Source organism: Bremerella sp. P1 (assembly GCF_028748185.1).
Classification (GTDB): Bacteria; Planctomycetota; Planctomycetia; order Pirellulales; family Pirellulaceae; genus Bremerella.
Genome location: NZ_CP118164.1, coordinates 5,096,600 through 5,119,400 on the forward strand (window position 1 = coordinate 5,096,600; position 22,801 = coordinate 5,119,400).

13 protein-coding genes are annotated in these 22,801 nt (G+C 54.9%); 7 read left to right on the forward strand and 6 right to left on the reverse strand.

What is annotated here, in order from left to right:
• Positions 1-17: 17 nt before the first annotated feature.
• The 5 genes from PSR63_RS21315 to PSR63_RS21335 all read right to left on the reverse strand — a co-directional run bounded on the left by PSR63_RS21315 (position 18) and on the right by PSR63_RS21335 (position 10,008).
• Positions 18-965 (reverse strand): formylglycine-generating enzyme family protein, encoded by a 948-nt coding sequence (locus PSR63_RS21315; RefSeq protein WP_274327695.1) that lies wholly within the window; start codon positions 963-965, stop codon positions 18-20.
• Positions 966-987: 22 nt separating this feature from the next.
• Positions 988-2,361: a DUF1552 domain-containing protein gene (locus PSR63_RS21320; protein WP_274327696.1), complete on the reverse strand. Its 1,374-nt coding sequence runs from the start codon at positions 2,359-2,361 to the stop codon at positions 988-990.
• Between the two features lie 112 nt (positions 2,362-2,473).
• The gene (locus PSR63_RS21325) at positions 2,474-4,600 is read right to left on the reverse strand and encodes a DUF1588 domain-containing protein (RefSeq protein WP_274327697.1); all 2,127 of its coding nucleotides are present in this window, start codon (positions 4,598-4,600) and stop codon (positions 2,474-2,476) included.
• A gap of 234 nt (positions 4,601-4,834) precedes the next feature.
• Positions 4,835-8,938, reverse strand: coding sequence for a PVC-type heme-binding CxxCH protein (locus PSR63_RS21330; RefSeq protein WP_274327698.1), 4,104 nt, complete (start codon positions 8,936-8,938; stop codon positions 4,835-4,837).
• Positions 8,935-10,008, reverse strand: a complete 1,074-nt coding sequence (locus PSR63_RS21335) for a LacI family DNA-binding transcriptional regulator (protein WP_274327699.1) — start codon at positions 10,006-10,008, stop codon at positions 8,935-8,937. Before PSR63_RS21335 ends, PSR63_RS21330 begins: the two co-directional genes overlap by 4 nt.
• A gap of 303 nt (positions 10,009-10,311) precedes the next feature.
• Here PSR63_RS21335 and PSR63_RS21340 point away from each other — a divergent pair, with 303 nt between their 5' ends.
• The 3 genes from PSR63_RS21340 to PSR63_RS21350 all read left to right on the forward strand — a co-directional run bounded on the left by PSR63_RS21340 (position 10,312) and on the right by PSR63_RS21350 (position 17,122).
• Positions 10,312-13,353 (forward strand): PSD1 and planctomycete cytochrome C domain-containing protein, encoded by a 3,042-nt coding sequence (locus PSR63_RS21340; protein ID WP_274327700.1) that lies wholly within the window; start codon positions 10,312-10,314, stop codon positions 13,351-13,353.
• A gap of 9 nt (positions 13,354-13,362) precedes the next feature.
• On the forward strand, positions 13,363-14,775 hold the full coding sequence (locus PSR63_RS21345; protein ID WP_274327701.1) for a DUF1501 domain-containing protein: 1,413 nt from the start codon (positions 13,363-13,365) through the stop codon (positions 14,773-14,775).
• A 412-nt stretch (positions 14,776-15,187) separates the two neighbouring features.
• Positions 15,188-17,122, forward strand: coding sequence for a recombinase family protein (locus tag PSR63_RS21350; RefSeq protein WP_224437868.1), 1,935 nt, complete (start codon positions 15,188-15,190; stop codon positions 17,120-17,122).
• A gap of 213 nt (positions 17,123-17,335) precedes the next feature.
• On the opposite strand, the gene PSR63_RS21355 is transcribed toward PSR63_RS21350, so the two are convergent.
• Positions 17,336-17,461, reverse strand: a complete 126-nt coding sequence (locus PSR63_RS21355; RefSeq protein WP_261362067.1) for a hypothetical protein — start codon at positions 17,459-17,461, stop codon at positions 17,336-17,338.
• A 381-nt stretch (positions 17,462-17,842) separates the two neighbouring features.
• On the opposite strand from PSR63_RS21355, the gene PSR63_RS21360 reads away from it, so the two are divergent.
• The 4 genes from PSR63_RS21360 (at position 17,843) to PSR63_RS21375 (ending at position 22,674) form a co-directional block, all read left to right on the forward strand.
• Positions 17,843-19,087 (forward strand): hypothetical protein, encoded by a 1,245-nt coding sequence (locus PSR63_RS21360; protein ID WP_274327702.1) that lies wholly within the window; start codon positions 17,843-17,845, stop codon positions 19,085-19,087.
• A gap of 622 nt (positions 19,088-19,709) precedes the next feature.
• A complete protein-coding gene (locus tag PSR63_RS21365; protein ID WP_274327703.1) occupies positions 19,710-20,480 on the forward strand; it encodes a S1C family serine protease in 771 nt (256 codons plus the stop codon).
• A 371-nt stretch (positions 20,481-20,851) separates the two neighbouring features.
• Complete coding sequence (locus PSR63_RS21370; RefSeq protein ID WP_274327704.1) at positions 20,852-21,754, forward strand: hypothetical protein; 903 nt, start codon at positions 20,852-20,854, stop codon at positions 21,752-21,754.
• Positions 21,751-22,674, forward strand: coding sequence for a hypothetical protein (locus PSR63_RS21375; RefSeq protein WP_274327705.1), 924 nt, complete (start codon positions 21,751-21,753; stop codon positions 22,672-22,674). Before PSR63_RS21370 ends, PSR63_RS21375 begins: the two co-directional genes overlap by 4 nt.
• Positions 22,675-22,801 lie beyond the last annotated feature (127 nt).

Genomic DNA, 22,801 nt, shown 5'->3' on the forward strand with positions numbered 1-22,801 from the left:
TCGGCTTTATGGGTAAATCATTGCCGTTCGCGTTCGCTATTCCGCAGTTTGGGGCAAAGCACGATCCTGATGCCGATATAAGGAGCCGAGTTGAGATCGTGATGAGCGTTCCGCATGGCAGATCGGCAGTAGTGGTAATGGCTAAGCCAGCTTCCTCCACGAATGACGCGGCCTTGGCCATTTCCCCTTTCGGGACCTTGCGGATTCTTACCACGCGGTAGCTTAGGACTATATTCGTCCAGGCACCATTCCCAAACATTTCCGTGCATATCGTAGATGCCCCATGGATTGGCACGGTAACTCTCGACAGGCGCCAACGTGGGAAAACCATCGTCAAGCCGAGAATCGGAATAGCGATATTCAGAAGGGTCAAAACTCAAAAGCTGTTTGTCCGCAAAATTGCCAAACTCGGGAAGCATTTGCTCGGAATCACCAAAGCAAAAGCTCGTTGAGGTTCCCGCTCGACATGCGTATTCCCACTGGGCTTCCGTCGGCATCGCGTACTCCCAGTCATCGGGAATTTGACCGGCCTCCTTTTCACGCTTGGTGAGCATTTCAGCAAAGCGTCGTGCATCACCACTTCGCATATCGGCTGCGGGATAGTTCTCGCCCAGCGAGCTTCTGGGGGACCGGTTCGTGATCAACTTGTATTCGGCTTCGGTGACTTCATGTTGGCTGATCCAGAAACCATGCTCAAACGTAACCTCGACTTGACCTTCGTCGTCGTGTCGATGCGATTCCTGGTCAGGGCTTCCCATGGTGAATTTGCCTGGCGGGCACCAACAGAATGGGATTTTCACGCTGTTGATGGTGCGTTCGCCTGCCGTGGTTCCCTGGATGTCCTGCGAAGAAAGCGTACGCACGGGATCATCGGCCCACGTTGTCGAGGAACCAATCAGGCAGACGGCAAGGACTCCAAGGAAGTTCCAGGTCGATAGCGGCTGGGGTGTTGCTGAATCTGACATCAAATTCTTGGTGAGGTCGGATCTAGGTCATAAGTTCATCCAGGGGACCATCCTGGTCGAGGTGATCAAGTTTCGGGTCCGGTTGTCCAAGACGATCACGCGGAGCACCGGCCGCGTGCAGCAGAGAAGTGTAGAAGTTGGCAACCGTGCGGTGCCCTGTCTCTCCGTAACGCGGGTAACACAGATATCGCCCGCGGGTTTTCAAGCGACTTCCCAAATCGCCTAGCACGACGATTGGCCATTCCCAGCAGCGGCTGTGATGCCCCTCAGCCGCATCGGAAAGATAGACGATGACTGTGTTGTCGAGCATCGTACCGTTTCCTTCGGGAACTCGCTGTAGTTTGTCGGCCAAGTGTGCCACGAGCTGGAAGTGGAACTGGCGAATCTTTATCGATAGCTGTTCCCAGGTCATTCCGTCATAGCTTTGACCATGCCCGATGCTATGCTTGCCGAAGTTGATTCCCAGGCCGGTAAACTTCACGCTGAAATAAGGATCGCCACAGCCTGAAGCGATCGTAAGTACGTTGGTCAGTCCACTAATCAGCGCTGCGGCGCCGATATCAAACTGCGCTTCCAAGCGGTCCGTTTCAACGTCGCTAAAGTACTTGTCGTTGGTTTGGGGCTTGTTGTTCTGAAGTGCTTCTTGATTATCAAGTAATCGGCCCTGGCGGTTTCGCATCGACTCGAACGCACTCAGGTAGCTGCCCAGTTTCTCGCGCTCCGTCGAGTTCAGCTGACGCTGCAATCGCTTCACGTCATCAACCATGAAGTCCAATAGGTTGGTCTTGGAATGAAAAGTCTTCGCCGCTGCCCCATCGGCGACGCTGCCAAACAGTTGTTGATAGGCCAGGTCTGGACGGCATTGCGTCGGAACCTTCTTGCCTCGTTCAAGCGCCGAAGTGTTGTAGATAATTGAATGCTCCGGTCGATCAGATATGCCCAAACCGACTTGCGGAAAGATCGATGGCAGTGCTTTTGCCAAAGCCATGTCGATGGTTTCGCCAAATGCCCCAGCTTTGCTGGAATAGACGCCTAGGGCCCCGAAGTTATTCGAGTGGCCACCTCCGCAGATTCGACTGGAGAGCCCCTGAATGACGGCCAATCGATCCTTAAAAGGGCTGAGGGGCTGCATCGCCTCGGACAATTCGTGGTCCGCCAAGGAGATATCCTGTAACTCGCTAACATCATTGCGGCTTTGAGCGCTGTTCTTACGCGGAATCGTGGTCGGCTGTGCCTGATTGGGGTTAAAGCCGTTTCCCTCCATCACGAATACGATTCGTTTCGGCTCGAAATTACCAGCTTCCTCGGCGGCAAGATGGCGAACGAACGGAGACAGCAGGATGCCTGAGGCTCCGAGCGAAATTCCCTGCAGGATGTTTCGACGCGTCAGGTTCATTTTCGGCTCCAATGGCAGAAGAGGAGAAGCGGTAGCCAATCGCCGGTACGGCAACATAAAAACCTAATAAGCCATAATCAAATGACCTAAGTTCGGCGGAGGTTTCGTCGTATCAATCATTTTTTTGCGGATTCGCATCATCCGCGAAGCTATCGATGCGATACAAAAAGGAATCGCTGGTTAGCAGGCTAGTCACTAGCGCACGAAAACTCCCTTCGCTTTCCACGTAGGTGTTATCTGCCATGATCAGAGTAGGGCTATCGCTCAGCTGTTCGTTGCGTCCTAAGAAGTAACGGAAAACATGACGGACGAAGACTTGTCGCACTCGTTCGGATTTAGCCAATTGGTGAATCATCTGAACGGCATCGCGATAGTCGCCAGTCAGGCGAGGATCGCCAGTGCCGGCCAACGTGCCGGTAGCGTCGACAGGAATCTGCCGATAGACATTCCCAAGTGGATTACCTTTCTTGTCCAAATTGTTCGCCGTCGCCTCCAGGTCCACCACATGCTCCAGCGTACGATGGCGTCCGAAATGGTCGTACACTTCAAAGGTCAATCCGAGAGGGTTCATCTGGCGATGGCAGTTCCAGCAGTACTCTTCCTGAGTCACTCTCATCCGATATCTCAAGGTATTTTGCGGTTCTTCGGGAAGTTGGGCGTCGACGGTGATGGGCAAGTCGGGAATCGTTCCGCCCAGTAGTCGTTCACGAATCCATTTTCCACGCAGGATTGGGTGATTGTCGAAATTGCCTGAGTTGGCGACCAACCACGAAGGTTGCGTTAAGATGCCGGCTCTCTCCTCCGGCGGAAGCTCGACAGGTTGGTTCGGAGTCCATTTCCAATCGACCGGTAAACCGTACGAAGTATGGATAAGATTCTTAGGCTGAGCCGGTTGGACGGTTCCTCTTTTCGGATCCTGACGGAAGTTAATAAACGCTTTGTTGGTTGTTAATAGCTCGAACAATACATCCTTGTCGCGATCAAGAATCCATTGGATAAGCTGTTCGGTATCCTGAACGAGAGTTGTCGGGTGATGGTGAGCGTTGAGCTCTTTGTCTTTAAAGATATCGGTCGCCGCCAGATAGCCGAAATACTCTTGGAAGAACCGCATTAGTCTCGGCTTTTGAATCTTTTCAGAATCGAAGATGCGATCGATCTCACGCCGAACGTCTTCTTTCGATTGCAATCGGCCCTCGGCAGCTGCCTGTAATAACTGACCATCGGGCTGCCGATCGGTTAATGCGTAGGCAAGCGCGTAGGCAAGTTCCTGGGGGGACAACATGCGGCGACCAAACTCGTCTGGCGTGCCACTTCCCAGTTCCAGGCGAAACACGGCTTCCGGGGAAAGGAGTACGGCAACCATCGTTGTCCGTACGCCCAGCTGAGGCCCGGAAGCCTCGATGTTTTGGTCAAGGAACTGCAAGTAGCGCTCAAGTTCGTCGTCCGTCGGCTTTCTCTTGAGGATCAATTGAAACTGCTTCTCTATGGCTCGAGTCTTGAGCTCGGCCGAGAGCGGCTGGTTTTCTTCATGAAAGAGCATAACCATCTCTTTCACCGGTTGCGGATAGCCTTTAGCGACCCACTTTCCATCGACCAGTTCACCACGTGTCTGACTGGCAACGATCGCTTGTGCATTTCGAATCAATTGGTCTGTCGTGGGCTCATCGATCGAAAATGCAGAAGCGTAATCCTTAAGGCCTGGCTCGCTCATCTCGCTGAAGGGTTGGGCAATCTCTTTGACATTCTTGGCCAGTTCTCCCTTGGTCAGCGAATCGTACGCATGAGGACTCATGCGCCAGAGTCGACCCCGTGTAAAAGCGGGACCGGATATCGTTCCGTTGAACAGCGATTCGTGATCGACCTTGTTCCCAAACTTGGGCAGATGAAATCCTTCAGGCTCCATGAGCTCGACTCGAGCTGCCCGTAACTCGGTCGTCAACCACTGCACCATCTGCTGACGTTCGCCGTGCGAAGGCTGGGGACTGTCGTCAGGCGGCATCTCTTCCGTGATCAGTCGATATCGAATCAAGTTCCAACTTTCGGAGTTGACTTGCATATCGAAAGAGAGGTTGTCGAGACGCAGGTCTCCTTCCTGCGTTTCGCCGCCATGGCAATCGTGGCAGTACTTTTCGATTAAGACGCCCAGCTTATTTGGAGAGACATTCTGGTCTGCTGCCCGGGCTGCACAGGGAACTAAAACTGCCAGGAGCTGCAGAATTGCAATGGCGAGAGCGCGCATGAGGGGAGTCTCACATTGGATTGATGGGACGAGCGCTACGTGAAATATAAACAGCTCACAGAGCGTTTAGCAAATCTTGCTTCGCTAGCTCGTAACTCGTGATGTAGCGGAATCCACCTGCCACGATCCCCAGAGCCATGTGAGATGGGCCAAACACCGAGGTTCATCAAGACGATCCCGGCAATCCGGCGATGCAATCGCTAGTACCGCCGTATGTCGCGTGGTTTCGACTTGTCACCTACCCGAGCTTAAAAACGATTCGATGACATGTTGATGGCCTGCCAGGTCGTCCGGAGAGATATCGTAGATCAGGATCATATAGGAAAGGTGAAGTGGCTCCCCGCGTTTGACCCACGTCTTCACGTACGGCTCGCGACGCTCTTTGGGCTGCTTGGGAAACGGGTTGGTAACCACCACGCCGTAGTCGCGAGCATGCAGCCACGACGGCCGAGTGTTTTCACTGCTCGACACGACGACGAGGCCGACTCGACGCTTGTTGATCGTGGCGAAGTAGTCGAACCACTTGGCTGGTTTGCCCCACATGGCTGCCGCGTTAATTTCACCCCGATCATTCACAATCGTTCCGCCGCCACCTTGAACTCGGATAGGTGACGCCACACGAATAGCGAGGCCAGACTCCTCCTGGTCGCCGAAGTAAAAGTCGTGGTCGTCAGAACGGTACTCTGCCGAAAGACGCAGGACGATTCCCTCATCGACTCGCTGGAATTCGTAGCGTGTTGTCTCCGTGCAAACAACCTGGTTCCCATCCTGACTCATCAAGCGGTTTAGAGCGGTGAAACTACCGGAATTTCGGTCGCCTTGGAGCGGCTGCTCCCAGCTGTCAAAGATGACTTTGGACTGCAGTCGCCAATAGTCGTTTCCGTTGACGTCACCGAACCCGATCCAGATTCCCGGGTGCATCACCGGGTGAATGATACCCTCTTCGGCAGAGTAGCCAGGGTCGATGTCTTCCGGTTTGCGCGGCGGAAAGTTGCGAGTGACTTGGATTCCGCTGGGGGTTGTCACATTGACCAACGCACGGCGGGTAAGCTTGGGGTGCTGCTTGAGGTAGGTCCCGATACGCTGATTGGCAAAATAGATGTCGACTTGGTTCTGCGTCTCCTTGAATGAAAAACCATCGCGATCACCGATCACTTGCTGTGTCATTAGCCATGCCGCGACATCCGCGATCTGCTGCGCATTCATCATCTCGCCGAAGCCGCTGGGCATGGGAGAAACGTGGGAACCCTTTCGTGCTTCAATATCCTGTTTGTCGATAACCTGCAGGACCGCATCGGAACCGACAACGCTTAGCGATCGCCCGGTTTCTTCGACGACGGCACCGGTGACTACCTTGCCGTCAAACGTCAGGATCTGTTGCTGGGCGAAGCCCTCGGTAATCACCTTGCTGGGTTCCAGAATCGATTCGATCAATACCTGGGGAGTCTTCGCTCGGCTTCCAATATCAGAAAGGTCGGGGGCCAGCACATCGCCGATTCCTTCCATACGATGACACTTGAAGCAGCCGGCTCCGTGAGGATGCAGGAACAGCTCTCGCCCTCGCTCGGGATCTGCCGTCGCAAACTTGGCCAGAGCATCCTCGAGCGTGACCTTCTTTTTCGGGCCAGGCGACGGGAGGATTTGTCGATCGAAAATTACCAGGTAGTGCCCTCGACCGGTATCGGTCTGAGGATGGTTCGTATTGCCTCCAAGGGTAACCGTTCCTGGCGAGAAGTGTTTGCGGTACAGCCGAAAGATCGGATCGGTCGTCGCCAGTTCCAACTCCATGTCCTCGAACCCGTCCGCTTGGTTCACGTTCATCCACGCAAGCGGCTCAGGGTTGCGTGCGTCGACTCCCACGATGATGTCACAAGGTTCGAGAAGCTCGAACGAAAGGAACTCCGCACCGCTCGATCGATCATCATTGTTGGCCATACGTAAAAAGGGGAGATTGGCAAGCTCGCTTGGCACTTGTCGGATCACATAGTCGCGATCCGTGTAGTGACGCTTGCCAGGCAACAACCCTTCCCAGTCCAATTCATAATGGCGTCCCGTACGTGACTGGGGCGAAGTCACAAATGGTCGATGCCGATAATGGACAACCTCACGAATGTCATAGTCGGCTGCGGAAAACTGACTGCCCCCTTCGTTGCCACGATTAATGGCCACACGAAGTTGGCTGGTTTGTTCAATGTGAATTGGCCCTTGGACCCGAGAAGAGGTATACGTCGGCAATGAACCATCGAGCGTGTACGTCAAAAAGGCCCCTGGGACCGGCGTGCTGATGGTGACATCTATGGTTCCGGCGTATTCGCCTGCTGGCGGGTCAAATCGTACGAGTGGCTCCGCTTTGCCGGTCTTTTCAAGCCAGGTATTGGTCAGAGACGCAACCTGTGCGTCGGGATCTTGTCGAAAAGGCGTAGCTTCCTCTCCGTCGATTGCGTCGTCGTGAAACAGCCCCAGTAGCACAGCCTGGCGAACGCCTGGCCGCGGATCGCTGAGCCACTCTTTGCGTTGTTGGGGTGAGGCCAGTTCACGCAGCGCATTCCAGACTGCATAGTAGACGATTCGGTCTGTTTCATGGGCGGCGAGATGAACAAGATCGTCATTCCATTGGGACTGATCGGCTTGCCAGATCGCATCGACTGCCGCGTGCCGTAGTCGTGCATCTTGGGAAGCGAGAAGTTGCTTTGCGACTTGCGGAAGCGGTTTGGTTGGAGTGAATTCGCCAGCACGATAGGCCAGGATGCGAAGTGCTTGAATGCGCGAACTCCGCGAAGCGTTGGCGTCACTCACAATGGAAGCTAGAAAGTCATCAGTCCCATCTGACTTCAAAAATCTCCCGATCGTCCAGAGAATCCAGGTTTGCTGCGACGGCGATAGGGATTGATCCTCCCACGCTTCGAGAAGGAGCCGTTCCGCTGGCTCACCACGGCGAAGCAGTTCGTTCTGGGCATTCACTCTCCACCCGGGTACGTCACTGCCAAGATCGCTTAGAAGTTGATCGAAGGTCCACTCCGGGATCGGCTTCTGTCGGTGCTCGCTGTGCCACTTGACCAGCGGATTGCCAGTATACCGGATGCGATAGACACGCCCCGCGTCGACTTGTTTTCCATCTTGAATCGTCGCCCCGTAGGCTTGTCCCCAACTCAATACATATAACGCTCCATCGGGCCCAACTTCGATATCGGTCGGCTCGAACACGCGGCCTGAGCTCGACGGCAGCGAACGGCCGCCATCGGCATGCGCGAACACAGGCGGAAACTCCCCTTCGCAACGCATCAACGCGCCATCCCATTGCGGTCGAAAGGCGTAGACTTCTCGCCGCATCCAGTCGCCCACGAAGAACATGTTGCGATAGGCTTCGGGAAATTGGCTGGCATGATAGTGGATGACACCGGAACCAGAGCCTTCGAACAGCGGAGCACTTGCCGGAACGGTTGGCAGGTGGTCTTTGCCCGTCCAGTGAAAGCTCCAGGGATGGCCCCAGCCAAAGTGCGCTCCGTAGAAGGGTGCGAAGATCTTGTCCCCTTGGGTCTGGTCGTTATCGGTGCCTAACCAGTTGAAGTGGTCGTCGTAAGCGATATCCCACGGGTTGCGAAAGCCGCGCGATATGATCTCAAGATCCTGGGCGAATAGTTGGTCGTCTTCATAAGGTCTACAGCGGAGAATGCCGCCTTGCTGGCCCCAATCATCTTGCGGCGTGTGATACTTTCGCTGATAGGTGTCTTTCGTGAAGACCTCCAGCGGTGTGTAATCCGGAGCTCCTTCTGGGGAAGGCAGTCCCCACATTTCCCGAAAAACCTTCGGAGCCAATTGATCCAAACGGTTATATCCTTTGGAGTTCCCCTTCGACATGTAAAGCTTGCCATCGGGGCCGAAGTTCAAGCCGTGTAGTGAGTGTTCGAGGTTTCCCAGACCGGTGTATACGCGAATGTATTGATCGGCCTGGTCGTCGCCATCGGTATCGCGTACGACGGTCAGGTCCGGGGCATTGGCCACCCAAAGATCATTGCCGTACCAAGCGATGCCTTGAATGGAATTGAACCCCTCGGCGAATGTCTGGCGACGATCGGCAATCCCATCCGCGTTATCGTCCAGCAAGATATCGACTCGGTCGCCCGGCGTTTGACGTGTCGGGCCGCGCCACTGCGGGCCTTGGGCAACACAAATTCGCCCAAGCTTATCAAACGCCATGACGCAGGGATTGCTCACCATCGGTTCACGGGCGACGACATCCACCTGAAATCCTTCGGGAACAATCGGTAGGTCATCGTTGCCAGCAGCGACAAGGGGAATCGTGAAGAACGGGAAGAGGAGGGCAAACCAAATTCTCATTTGTTACTCCTGGTGAGGCGGGCAACGGACATCCCTTCGACCAGTAAAGGCTTCACCGACACGGAAACGATCGGCGAGTCGGGGTGGTCAAAACGCCAAATCAATTGCTCGACTGCCTGTCGACCAATTTGCTCGGCGCAGATGTCAATCGTTGTGACTTCCGGATAAAGTCCGGTAAGAAGAGGAAGTTCGTTATTGCAGGAGATCAGGCTGATCTCTTTGCCGATCTTGGTACCGCGGCGCGAGCATGCCCGGTAGACCATGGCGGCTACACAATCCGCAGGGCAAAAGATGGCGGTCGGCTTCTTGCGAAGCTTTTGCAGTTTGCCGACAAGCTCGTCGACCAGTTCGACATGGCGAACCGGTTGCAGCGGAAGCTGCCAATCCGAGCTTTCGCCAAAGATGTTTTCAACGTGCGCTCCATGCTGAGTGGCAAACCATGAGAAGCTTGCACAGCGCTGACTGAACGTTACATGATCGGGCTTCGGATCGACGATCGCGATCTGCCGGTGTCCCATCTCGATCAAGTAGTCGGCTGCCAGCCGGCCCACTTCGATATCGTTCGACTCAACCACATCACCCCAGTCGGCCCCTTGTGGTCGGCCCAGAAACCAAACGGTCGGAATCTTACGTAGACGGGCAATCAACTCCTGGTCGGCCGATGCGATCAACTTCCCTTGAAGTGCCGCCTTTGCCAGTACTCCGTGCAAGGTTGGTGACGCAAGTGACTTGGGAATGTCTTTCACATGCGGCAAGTCCGAGATCAAGACATTGGCACCTGCGGAGGAGAGTGCTGACTCTGCCCCATGGATTCCGCAAGCAACCGACGGCAAGTTTACCAACGAGCGATCCATGCCCAGCAACAGCATGGCGATGTTCTTCTTGGTCAGCTGCTGCCCCACGCCAGCTGGCCTTTTCTTTCGCAGTCGTGAATAGCCCAACTTTTCGACCGCTTCCAAGACGCGACGGGCCGTCGCTTCTGCAACAGTGGGCTCGCCACTCAGCACGCGACTAACCGTGCCGATTGAAACTTCGGCCGCTTTGGCCACGTCTTTCACCGTCGCGGGCATCAACATCTCCACGAAACACTTGAAACAAGGAATGCGGGGGCCTATGCTATTTCATTGAAATAAGAATTGCAAGCAATGAAATATTTTACTTGCACATTTTGGCCCTTCTAACATTAAGCAGCTTTGTGGGTTGCATACATTGGCAGATTGGGCGATGTTGGAAGGTCTACTTCCGAAATACGAAAAGCATCAGGCTGGCAACTTGGTCGTTTGATCTTGCTCATACGGCGGGCGCGTCAGCCTGAAGGCCCTCCTTGTACTCCCCTCCTAAACGCGTTCCCCGGTTTACCGAACGATAGTCGTATGACACGCTTCCTCACGGCATGGTGCCTGCTGTTGTTGCTGACGCAGGCCCTTTGGGCTGACTCACCAATCCAGTTCAATCGAGACGTTCGACCGATCCTGTCGGATCGATGCTTTGCCTGTCACGGCCCCGATGCGAATTCTCGCGAGGCCGACCTGCGCCTGGACGACCGTGAATCGGCAATCCAAGATCTCGGCGGGCACCGAGCGATCGTCGAAGGCAATGCCAACGAAAGCGAACTTATCCGACGCATTACCGCGTCGGATGAATTCGAGGTCATGCCACCGCCAGAACATGGCGAACCGCTGAACCCCCAGGAGGTCGCCGTCATACGCGCGTGGATCAATCAAGGGGCCCCGTATCAAAAGCATTGGTCTTTTGAGTCCCTCAAGCGACCCGAAGTCCCCGCCGGCGCAGCACATCCGATCGACGCATTTATTCGTTCCAAGCTGGAAAGGACCGAATTGAAACCGGCCGACCAAGCCGAGCCGCGGACGCTTGCCCGGCGACTAGCGTTTGACCTCACGGGGCTCCCGCCCACCGGTAACATGGTCGATACGTTTGTGGACAGCCCGACTGATGAGACCTATCAGGCAATGGTCGATCAGCTTCTGCAATCGCCCCACTATGGTGAGCGGATGGCTATCTATTGGCTCGATCTGGTCCGGTATGCCGATTCGCTGGGTTTCCACGGCGACCAGACTCGCAGCGTTTCGCCGTATCGCGATTATGTGATCCGCGCTTTTAACGAAAACAAGCCATTCGACCAGTTCACGGTTGAACAGTTAGCCGGCGATTTACTGCCAGAGGCAACGCTTTGGCAGAAGGTCGCGTCAACGTATAACCGCTTGAACCGTGCTTCGGGCGAAGGGGGCGTGCAGCCCAAGGAATACCTGGCGAAGTACTCGGCCGATCGCGTCCGAACCACCGGCGCCGTCTGGCTGGGGCTCACCACGGGATGTGCGGAGTGCCATGATCATAAGTTCGATCCGATCACAGCCCACGACTTTTATAGCTTTGCGGCTTTCTTCGCAGACATCAAAGAGCAGGGGATTGTCCGCAGTGCGGTTCATGTTGCCCAATTGCCAGTGCCTACGCCCGAGCAGGCCGAGCAACTTGCGCAACTCAGCACACAGATACAGCAATCGGAAGAGGTTTTTCAGCAATCAACGCCAGAGCTTGCCGCCGCGCGAAGCGACTGGGAACGGAAGATCCAAGATCACGCCAATCGCTGGCAAGTCGTCACTCCGACCGAAGCACGCTCGGAAGGTAGTGCCAAGCTCAGCGTCTTGGAGGACAACTCGGTACTGGCCAGCGGTAAGAATCCCGATAAAGACGTCTACGTGCTCACCGTCGACACCAAGGAACTTTCCAGCGAGCCAGGCCCGATCGCACTGCGACTGGAACTGATCCCTGATAAGTCGCTTCCTCAAAGTGGACCTGGTCGGGCGGGCAATGGAAATCTCGTGTTGCATGCGGTCGAGATGCTGGTGGACGGTCACCCCGTGAAATGGGACAAGGCAATCGCCTCCCATACTCAAACGAATCATTCGCCACAGTACATCGTCGATGGGAATAAGAACGGCTGGGCCATTCTGCCACAGACCGGCAAGCCCTTAGAGCTTATCCTGGGTGGCAACGTGCTCGACGATCACCCCGAAGGTGAGGCAGCGGCACACACGTATGAGATTCGCCTGCGTCAGAACCATGGTACTGGGCATAACCTCGGTCGTTTTCGGTTGTCCATTTCCCGAGATGCCGACGCGGTGGCTTCGCTGTTGAATGTATCGGACGAAGTTCGCGATCTGATTTCGATTTCCGCCGAGAAGAGAACACCAAAGCAGCAGACCACAATTGATGCCGCGTTTCGTGAACAGACTCCGCTGCTCAAGGAAACACGAGACAAGCTGGCCAAGCTTCGCAAAGAAAAAGAACAACTGGAAAAGTCGATCGTCACCACCCTGGCAACGACCGCAACCGATCCGCGTCCCATACGCGTGCTGCCGCGTGGTAACTGGATGGACGATTCCGGAGAAGTCGTAGCCCCAGCTGTTCCTCATTTCCTGCCGCCGGTCGAAAAGCAATCGGACGAACGCTTGACGCGTCTTGATCTTGCTCAATGGATGACCTCGAAGAACAATCCTTTGGTGGCGCGCACCTTCGTGAACCGAGTTTGGATGTTGTTCTTCGGCCAGGGCTTAGCGCGAACGGTCGACGACCTGGGCTCTCAGGGACAGCCGCCAACACACCCAGAACTGCTGGACTGGCTTGCCGTCGAATTCATCGAAAGTGGCTGGGACGTTAAGCACTTGGTGCGACTGATCGTCTCGTCCGAGACCTATCGCCAGTCGTCGCAAGTGCAGGCCGAGGCTCGCAAGAGCGATCCTTACAACTTGCTGTATGCTCGCCAATCACGCTGGCGGCTCGACGCGGAGATGGTCCGAGACAACGCTCTTTCGGTAAGTGGCCTGCTCAATGAGGAGATTGGCGGACCGAGTGCCAAGCCTTACCAGCCGGCTGGTTACTGGGCCCAGTTGAACTTCCCCAAGCGAACCTATCAGCACGACAAAGGCCCAGAACAATACCGACGTGGCGTCTATACCCATTGGCAACGAACGTTCCTGCACCCCAGCATGTTGGCGTTCGACGCCCCGGCTCGCGAAGAATGTACAGCGCAGCGCTCGCGTTCCAATACGCCGCTTCAGTCGCTGGTGCTGTTGAACGATCCCACGTTTGTCGAAGCTGCCCGGGCGTTGGCAACCGGAACGCTGGCCCAGGAGTCGCCTGAATTCGCGGATCGTCTTGCCTGGATGATTCGTAAAACGCTCATGCGTGCGCCTCGCCCTGATGAGTTGAAACTGCTTAAGGAACTGTACGAAGCCGACCTCGCACGTTATCGCGGCGAGCCGGCGGCAGCCGACCAGGTTGTCGGCGTGGGCATGACGCCGGTGCCGGAAGGCGTCGACCGTGCCGAGCTTGCCGCCTGGACCGGTGTTGCACGAACGCTTCTCAACCTCCACGAAACGATCACTCGCTACTGAGTTGAAAATATGAGCACTATCGATAACCTTCAGACGCGTCGCAGCTTTCTGCGACGTACCGCATTGGGAATCGGCCCCGCTGCATTGATGGCGATGTTGTCCGGCGAGTCTCGTGCCGAAGATCTGTCCCAAGGAGTGATCAATCCGCCCCATCATCCACCACGAGTCAAACGAGTCGTTCACTTGTGCATGGCCGGCGGTCCTTCGCACCTGGAAACCTTCGACGAGAAGCCGACGCTGGGTGAGATGCATGGCAAGCCCATGCCTGAATCGCTGACCAAGGGGCAGCAGATCGCCCAATTGCAGGGTAGGCCACTCAACTGTTTCGCGCCACAGTTCGAGTTCGCCAGCTATGGCGAAAGTGGCCAGCGGATCTGTTCGCAGTTTCCCAGCATAGGATCGGTCGCAGACGATCTTTGCATCATTCGTTCGATGTACACCGATCAAATCAATCACGATCCGGCGCATACTCTCTTCAATACGGGCTCTTCCCTGGCCGGACGACCTAGCATGGGCTCCTGGATGCTGTACGGCTTAGGTCAGGAATGCGATGACCTGCCAGGCTACGTCGTGTTGACGAGTGTGGGAAAAGGAGGCCAGGCTCAGCCAATCGCTGCCCGGCAGTGGCATAGCGGCTTTCTTCCTTCGCGATTCCAGGGAGTACAGTTTCAGTCGAGCGGTGCCCCGGTGTTGTACTTGAATCGTCCGGAAGGGGTCTCGCAAGATTCCCAGCAGCGCCTGGTCAATACGGTTAACCAATTGAATCAGGACTTCGACGCCCTGGTAGATGATCCTGAAATTGCCACGCGGATTCGCCAGTACGAAATGGCCTTCCGCATGCAGACCAGCGTACCAGGCCTGATGGACTTCAGCACCGAAACGCAGCAGACCAAGGACGACTATGGTACCAGCGGCGGCGATGGCACCTTTGCGTCGAATTGCCTGCTGGCCCGGCGACTGTTGGAACGCGGCGTTCGTTTCGTCCAGGTATACCATCGCGCTTGGGACCACCACGGTAACATCAAACGCTCGATGGAAATTACGGCCAAAGAAGTCGACCAGGCAACGGCAGCGCTAATCAAAGATCTGAAGCAGCGCGGCCTGTACGACGATACCTTGATTGTGTGGGGAGGCGAATTCGGTCGTACACCAATGGCACAAGGTTCAGGACGCGATCATCATATCAAAGGCTTCTCAATGGTCCTCTCCGGCGGAGCCGTACGAAACGGTTTCTCCTTTGGCGGCACCGATGAATTTGGCTACGCGGCAACGGAACATCCTGTCCACGTCCGCGACTTTCACGCCACACTCTTGCACCTGCTGGGAATCGACCACCACCGATTCTCGTATCGCTTCCAGGGCCTCGACTTCCGCCTGACCGGAGTCGAAGAAGCACACGTCTTGAAGGATGTGATCGCCTAGCCGGGACATAATTCGGTCAGAAGCGAGTCAACGAGGACGGTTTTCCGTGTCCTCGACGACCGAACTTGTCCCAATCGACTGGGACAAAAAATAAGGCTCGCCGTAAAGCCTTTTTAATAAAGACCTTACGGCGAGCCTTATTCCGAAAGCGGAGAGAACGGGATTCGTTAGAGCCGATCTCGCAAGTCGTTGTAGACACGTGACTTAGATAGAAGTCATTGCCTCTGCAAGGATTTAGGGCTTATCAGCTCTTATGGCATAGAATACCGTCCTCTCACCTCTTGCGACGTGTTTTGGCACACTGTGCCATTCACTCTGTACTGGACGACTACGGGAATCATCCTGCCATAGGCGAGATGCAAGTAGCGTGAAGGGAAGGGTAGTCATGGACATAATCTCTTGGGAGATCTCCATGATTTCTTTTTCCGGTGGAATTCCTTCACCAAAGAATGGCCTCACATACTTGGTCCTGATCGTGGCCCGCATCTCGACGGTCCATCAGGATACGCGTAGCCTTGAAGATCAGATCGCAATCTGTTCCAAATGGTGTGAAGACAACCTTGATCAGAAATTCGTAGTCAAGGTCATTCAAAGCCGGGGAAGTGGCGAACTGCTTGATCGCACGGAACTGAATGAAATCGAAGAGGCGATCGAGTCAGGCCGATTTGATCTGTTCATGGCGGAGGACTTGGCTCGAATCTGTCGCCGAAATCGGGCGATTGATTTCTTGGAATTGGCCGAAGACCACGATACTCGGGTCGTAATGCTAAACGACAACTTAGACACCGTTAACGAGGATTGGCGCCTGAAAGCCAGCTTCGCGACGATGCACCATGAACAGTCGAATTCGGATACCTCTAAACGAATTACGCGAAGTATTCGAAACCGATTTCTTCAGGGGATGATCCAAACGGTACCGAAGGGGTATATCAAGCCTTTTCCCAAAGCTCTCGATGCGGATGTGACGAAGGATCCCGATGCAGAGCCGATCGTTATGGAGATCATTTCGCGACTTGAGAAGGGAGAGTCCTACTCGATGGTGGCGGATTTTCTCAACGAGAATCAAGTCCCGAAAGGTCCGTTTGGTCGCTCGAAAAAATGGACTGCAGCTGCTGTCTCGGGACTGATTCACAATCCAATTCTGAAGGGTATCCGGGAAGCAGGCCGTAAGATGGCCAAGCGGAACAATAAGTCTGGTAAACGACGCTCCGTAAAGGCTCCGCCAGAGAATCTTCAAGTCCGAAAAGTTCCGCATTTGGCTTACATTGATGCCGAGCGATATGACCGTCTCCTCCGAAAGCTCGACGCAAAGAACGCACCGTTTCGGCGCAAGAAGGTGAACGGCCGCGATTCTCGAGCCAACGTTCCCAAGAAACGCACGCGTTTTCCTGGTCAGCAAGTGTTCTGCGCTGTCTGCGGTCATCCAATGCAGTGGGGAGGGCATGGCCAAGTGGACCACATGGTTTGCAAGGGGGCTCGTGACTACCATTGCTGGCAAAGTGCGACCTTCGATGGGCTTCTTGCATCTGCGAAGATTCTGACGGCTGTCTATGAAGTATGCGACAAGTTGCCGAATTTCCCAGAAACGCTTCAGAACCAAGTGCGAGATGAATTTCAAGCTCTGACTAACACGCGAGAGTCAGAGCGGAACCAGATTGAAAAGCGGATCGACAAGCTTACACGTGACCTGAATCGCTTGGTCGAGTTCATTCTGAATGGCAAGGGCTCTGACTTTGTTTCCCAGAAGATTGCTGAAACCGAGGCCGAGTTGGAGCAGGCGAAGTTAGAACTGCAAGAACTAGAGTCACGTCCTAGCGTGGCGCCGGTGCTTCCGACTTCCGATCAGGTACGAGAACTAGCCAAGGAGGCGATCGCCAAAGGTTCGGTGTGTCCATATGAACTTAGCCGAGTGATGCGCAAGTTGATCCCACGTATCGAGGCTCATCCCATGCGTCTCTGCGACGGCGGGGCGATCGTCATTCGCGCGAAGTTTCAGCTGAATCTATGTTCGTTGGTTCCTGGATTGAACGACCTTACGTTGGCGCGAGAAGTCATGACGCCGTCGCTTGAGGTGGACCTGTTCGAGCCAGTTCAGCGTGAAGCGTTTCGAGAGCGTGTTATCGCGCTCCGAGACGGGGGCATGAAACAACGCGACATTGCCGCCGAACTAGGGATCACCCTGCCAGCGGTGCAGAATGCAGCCAAATTGCAGGCTGAAATGGATTCAATGGGCCTGCAAGATCCATACATCCCGGTGACCGAGGCTCCGATGAACCTCAATCGTATGCGACGGCACTTGCATCCGCGATTTGAGTTTCAAACCTATGAACCTGGCAATCAGGACTAATCTCTTTGCCAAACAATTCGATGTTTCCTCTAAGCCCACGGTGAACTTCTCCGGGGGCTTTTTTATGCGCATAATTCAGTTGGAGGACCTATGTCAGAGAACAGGCCGAATAATTCGACCGACAACAGTCATGCCACAGAACCCATTGCGAACGCAATGTCGCAGTTTATTCAACTGATTGCTAAGACGGTAGCTCGCCAGCTAAGCGAAGAGTTAGTCGCTGGCGATGATGATCAATTTGAACAATTGTAGCTGAAGACGCCATTCGACAGCAGAACTTGTTTTGTGGTATTCACCGCGATGATCGACATTCCCGCGGCCGGTTACCAGATGATTCATATCGCTTCCCTGGAACGATCTTAGATAGTAGACTTGGGGGATGGCGAGCAACTATCTTGCTACGTCCATTTCAACACATTTACGGAATACATTTTTCATGAACGGCTGACCCAAGGTCGGCCAGACATTTCGATATGACGCGTGAGCGTCAGGAAACTGCTTCGTCCCGAAACCGCCAACTTGAGCCCTCGGGCTCTCGAACGACAGAAAGCAGCAACCTGTACCGCGTCCCCGAAAGGGGACGTCGGCCGGGTGCTGTTTTGTCGTGCCTCTTGGCGGAGGTCGGGACGAGCGGACTTGGTTCGGCGTCCCTTTTTTATGCGCCGAGCCAACATCCTCCGCTTGCGTGATCCCTAACTCACTTTTTCTTGAGGAACGATCATGCGAAACAATTGTGTGCCTGCGGGCCATGAGTCTTACCTGGCGAGATCGACGGCTTTGCTTTTGGGGGCCCTGGTGGGCATTGCCAGTCTGCTGGTTTCGCAGCCTGTCGTGGCCGCGCCACCGGCACTTCCCCAGGAGTACCGAACCCTGGCAGGCCACCTTGCCATGCCGTTGAAGACATCTCCCGATGAGTTCGAGGGCCCCGGCAATCTGACCGAGACGCTGTCATCGGGGCATACGACGATGTTATCCCTGAAAGACATCAAGTCTTCCGATCGGCAAATTGAGTACATCACGCGGCAGACGGAAGCGTCGCTGGCAAAATGCCTTCAGAGAGTAGAGCGCCTCAATGCTCTTCCCAAGCCGCCGGGAACGGGCGAACTCATGGCCAACTCATTCATCGATGGGTTCATGGGGAATCCTGGTGGAGGATACTCTCGCGGGCTGGAAGCTGAGCAGATGCAGACAGCGATCAAGAATGAGCTCTACCCATTATTTGCGGCCATGGAGAAGCTCGATGCCACTCACCAGATGTTGGAACCGGTTGCCAAAAAGTATGCCGCGAATCTAACCTATCCCGCCAACCGTATCACGGTTGACTTGGATGAGTCCTGGGGACCGGTGGGGCCTTTTGATTGGCTCTACGTTCACAACCAAGGCCCGGCAATTCGCGACGCGACGATCGTCGTGAAACTGACCGGCGCCGATGGAGCGACACGCACGAACGTCCATTTCGTCCGGAACTGGGACACCAATACCTGGCTCTATGGCCGCTATGAGACAGGACTCCAAGCCCTGGGGAAGTCCGTTGGGAACACCACAGTCCCCGGGGTGAAGAAGGTCGAGGTGACCGTTTATTCTCCCCGTTTTTCGACGGCGGTCAGCTTTTCGTATGAAGGAGATGCCAGAGATCACGATATCGCCAAGTACTGTAAGTCGTTGACATTTACCGGACGGTATCAGCCCTACGTCACCAAGCGTTATTGGCCGGATACGAAGCGGGGCGTGGAGTTCACTCTGGACGGCTTAGAAGGTATTCCGCGTTGCCAAGTCAAAGTGACCTTCTGGAAGGGCCTGCTCCAAAAAACCGAAACGTGGGAATTCGACTATTGGAAACGAGGCGACAAAAAGATGTTTCGCCCCAAGCAGCCGCTGGAATCAGATCCTACCATGGCAACGATGGAAATCTCGTTCCCGGGAACATCTTACCAACATCGCTATTCCTACTACGTGACTCCCTGACCGTTAGCGTGTGGCTTGGCTTTCTGATTCGGGCCAGCAGGTAGGCGAACGCTCCGACGTTCGATTCTTTTAGAGCACTCTTTTGGGGGCGAGAAATGGAAATTGATCCGAAGAGACAATGGTACGTGAAAACCCCGCAGGGGATTTACGGGCCATATACTTCGCAGCAGCTTAAGCAGTTTGGTGAGGAGGGCAATGTGCATGCCGGTTACCAGGTGCGCAAAGGCCCCGGTGGCGCATGGGTTGCTGCCGATAAAATTCGAGGCTTGAAAACGCGGATTCCGGTCGCTGAGCCTGTAAAGCCTGCTATGCCACCAGCACCCCATCGGTCGACGGTGGCAAGCCGTTCCCGAGCGTCGGGTACTTCTCCGTATGCCTGGCTGGCAATTGTAGGAGTTCCGGTAGGTGCCGCCCTGCTTGTTGGGATGATCGTCGTCTTCTCCAGCCAGTCGGCCTCTAACTCGTCGACACCGGAAAACAGTCAAAACGGAGGATATTCGGCATTGTCCGATGAGCGATCATGGACTCGTGATCGACCAGTGATTTCTCCACGGCCAACAACCGGCACGAACCAATCCCCTTTATCGGTCCGCGAAATCGTTCAGGCAATGAGCAGTCGGTCTTGCTTTTGCGTGGCGCCGTGGGAAGTGGAACCGCCTTTGTTGTCGGGGATCAGTTGCTGGTAACCAACAGTCATGTGGTCGCTGTCGCGGCACTCAATCCCGCCACTGGTGAATTTAAGGATCTGCGGGCTTATAGCCCAGCGGCAAGTACAGAGCGTCGCGGTCCTTATCGCGTGTCGCTTCTGTACGAGGATCCCGATTGGGACCTTGCCGTTCTCCGGATTTTAGATCGAGTCGATTTTCGCCCAGTTGCGATGGCCAAGAACTATCAGTTTCAGCGAGGGGAAGCGATCACCATTATCGGAAACCCGGGTTTGTTCAATGGTGTCGAAACACTGGAGACGGCGGTAAGCACTGGTATTCTCAGTACAACGCATCCGCTCCAGGGGCGTGAGCACTATCAACTGGGAGCGGCGGTGAATGGAGGCAACTCGGGCGGTCCTGTTTTTGGGGAGGCGGGACAGGTAATTGGCGTGATAGTTTCTAAGTCTTTGTCCGAGGACGAAATCTCTTTCTGCATTCCCGTGCGTGAGGCGATTAGGGCGACGGCGACAGCTCGCAGCATATCAGCAAGATCGCAGCAGCTTATGTGGAAGGAGCATGAGAGCCGTGTCCCGAAGGCCATCGCCAATTTAGCCGTCCCTTCGGGATCCATTGTTACCATCGCCCACCCTCCTTGGTCCTTTGTATTTATCGCCGTACGCCCGACGATCTCATCGCGGCTTCCGAATACGCTTACGCGGGCAATACGATCGGCATGCAGCAGATGATCGCTTCAGGACGGGTGATGATGGTCGATTCGGGGACGAAAGTGCAGGTAATCGACTCGAATATGTTCTGTGCTGTCAAGATTTTGAATGGACTGTATGCCGGACGAACCGGACTCGTTTCCATTAAATGTTTGAAGGGAGGGGAACACGGATGATGGACGTGTGGCATGGATGCATTCATTTTGTTTTTAGAATGGAAATGTATGAAATCAATGCAATCAGGGAAACGGACACTGCTAATTGTAGGGGGCCTTACTTTCGCTTGTCTATTCGGGGCGATCAGCTATCTCACGCTCAAGTCGGGACCAAATCCTCCCGAACTATCGACGCAGTCGACCTCACCAGAGGTGTCTCAGCGATCGGAGTCTGAGATGCGACAAGAGTTGTTCGACGACCAAGTTGCCCCTGCCGTTCGAGAGGCAGGCTTGGCGAACCGTGCTGCCGTAGAACGTTGTCTCGCGCGAATCCAGGAGTCATTTCAACGCTATCGACAAGGGGTAGAACCCTTTGCGGAAGATGTGACTGGGCTGGGAAGTAAGTGGGGCGTGCTGCGACGGATGCCTGGTGATTGGATGACCGGTTCGAATTCAGTCGAGGCATTCATCTCGGGCAAACTGCAAAAGCATGTGTTCTCAGCGCAGGAGATCCAACACGATATCGATGTTTCGTTGGCCTTGCTTCGCGAAGACATCGAAGCCAACCGCAATGTAATGCTCAGGAAGGTGAAAACGGCGACAGCGGGGCTTTCCTTGCCTGCGATACAGAATCTCGACACCCAAAAGTTCTCTCAGCAGGTCGCTGAGAAGGTTCGCGGGTTTTCCACGGAAACCGCAGTAGATAGCGTAACGGATTCGGTGGTGATTGAAGTGGCCTCGGGCGTAGGCGGTTATGCCACGGAACAAGTCTTCATGGCCGTTTTGGCCAGGATTGGAATGACCGCCGGAGGAGCGACTGTCGGAAGTGTTGCCTTGGGAGGTGGTAGCGGATCAGCGGTTGGCCCACTAGGAACGGGTATCGGGACGATCGGAGGGCTCATCGTAGGTGTGATCATTGACTATTGGCTGTCGGAACATGCGAAAGCGAACCTCAGCCAGCAACTCATGGCGTTGATCGATCAAATCGAAGACGCAGCGATTCATGGTGTCCCGGAACGTACGAATTCCACAATAGACGCCTACCCTGGCCTGAAACATGTTCTGCAAAATACATGTGATGAACTCAACCGTGCCAACCTGGAAATTTTCAAGCAATCGATTCTGGGGGTGAAAACGTGAGAACTCGCCCTGTCTTGATTTTGGGCGTGGTACTTCTCGTTCTGCTTCTCGCATCTTCATGGCTTTTGGCCTCGCCCGCATCTTCACTCTCGAAAGCGGTCATGCGGTTCTTCTCGAAAGAAGCCGTCGAAGAAGGATCTGAGAAACTCATCAAAGAGGTTGGCCCGGAATTACTGCAACGAGTTTCTGCCAAGTTGGTTCGTAGCGGTGGCGAAACCGCGGTCACCGAAGCGTCGGAATTGGCGGCGAAGCATGGTCCCGAAGTGCTTCGTGCTCTCGACAATGCTCCGGCCCCGGCCAAGATTGTTCAGGTACTAAGGGAATTGCCTGCCGAGGAGGTTTCGACAGCGGCTGCCCGACTAGCCAGTGGTCGTCGCGGTCAACAATTGGCCGAAGCGACCGAAACGTTCGGTGTCCAGGTGCTTCAGGCCGAAATCAAACATCCCGGCGTTGGAATGGAACTGGTCCGCGTTTGGTCAGACGGTGGAGTAGCGCTGGGACGTCAGCTGAGTCGTGAAGACGCACTCACGCTGGGAAAGTACTTAGATGATTTGCAGAGCGTACCGCTAGAGCAGCAAGTAGGCCTCTTACAAGTCATTCAGAGCGATAAAGAGCGTTTCTTTAGCTGGCTCGGAAGGTTTATTGAAGAGCATCCTGGCAAAACGATCGGATCGACGACCTTCCTAGCGGCGTTCCTTCCGAATTCGGAGCGAATTCTCGGTGGGGCTCAAATCAACTTCGATGACAGCGGCAGGCCCATCGTGGTACGCAGGCCAGGGCTTATAGAAGCACCACTCAATAAGCTCGCCGATTCTTTGGCGGTTGGCATTCTATGGCTAGTCGGCGGAATGGCTGCCGTCGTGACTCTTTGGCTTGCCTGGAAACTTCTTCTTCCTGCTTGGCGAAGCAACCGTCAGTAGTAGGACTTGGCAAATCCGAGTGCGGGATTGTGCATGATCGCCTTGCTGATTTGTCTTGCTAAATTTTCGGCCCAAACGTGGCATAACTAAGTGAGGGATGTATATCTCTCCGCATGCTCTAGCGGCC

Excerpts from the sequence above, each read along its gene's own strand:
- PSR63_RS21315 (WP_274327695.1), bottom strand. The coding sequence starts at position 965 with ATGTCAGATTCAGCAACACCCCAGCCGCTATCGACCTGGAACTTCCTT.
- PSR63_RS21320 (WP_274327696.1), bottom strand. The coding sequence starts at position 2,361 with ATGAACCTGACGCGTCGAAACATCCTGCAGGGAATTTCGCTCGGAGCC.
- PSR63_RS21325 (WP_274327697.1), bottom strand. The coding sequence starts at position 4,600 with ATGCGCGCTCTCGCCATTGCAATTCTGCAGCTCCTGGCAGTTTTAGTT.
- PSR63_RS21330 (WP_274327698.1), bottom strand. The coding sequence starts at position 8,938 with ATGAGAATTTGGTTTGCCCTCCTCTTCCCGTTCTTCACGATTCCCCTT.
- PSR63_RS21335 (WP_274327699.1), bottom strand. The coding sequence starts at position 10,008 with ATGCCCGCGACGGTGAAAGACGTGGCCAAAGCGGCCGAAGTTTCAATC.
- PSR63_RS21340 (WP_274327700.1), top strand. The coding sequence starts at position 10,312 with ATGACACGCTTCCTCACGGCATGGTGCCTGCTGTTGTTGCTGACGCAG.
- PSR63_RS21345 (WP_274327701.1), top strand. The coding sequence starts at position 13,363 with ATGAGCACTATCGATAACCTTCAGACGCGTCGCAGCTTTCTGCGACGT.
- PSR63_RS21350 (WP_224437868.1), top strand. The coding sequence starts at position 15,188 with ATGATTTCTTTTTCCGGTGGAATTCCTTCACCAAAGAATGGCCTCACA.
- PSR63_RS21355 (WP_261362067.1), bottom strand. The coding sequence starts at position 17,461 with ATGAATCATCTGGTAACCGGCCGCGGGAATGTCGATCATCGCGGTGAA.
- PSR63_RS21360 (WP_274327702.1), top strand. The coding sequence starts at position 17,843 with ATGCGAAACAATTGTGTGCCTGCGGGCCATGAGTCTTACCTGGCGAGA.
- PSR63_RS21370 (WP_274327704.1), top strand. The coding sequence starts at position 20,852 with ATGCGACAAGAGTTGTTCGACGACCAAGTTGCCCCTGCCGTTCGAGAG.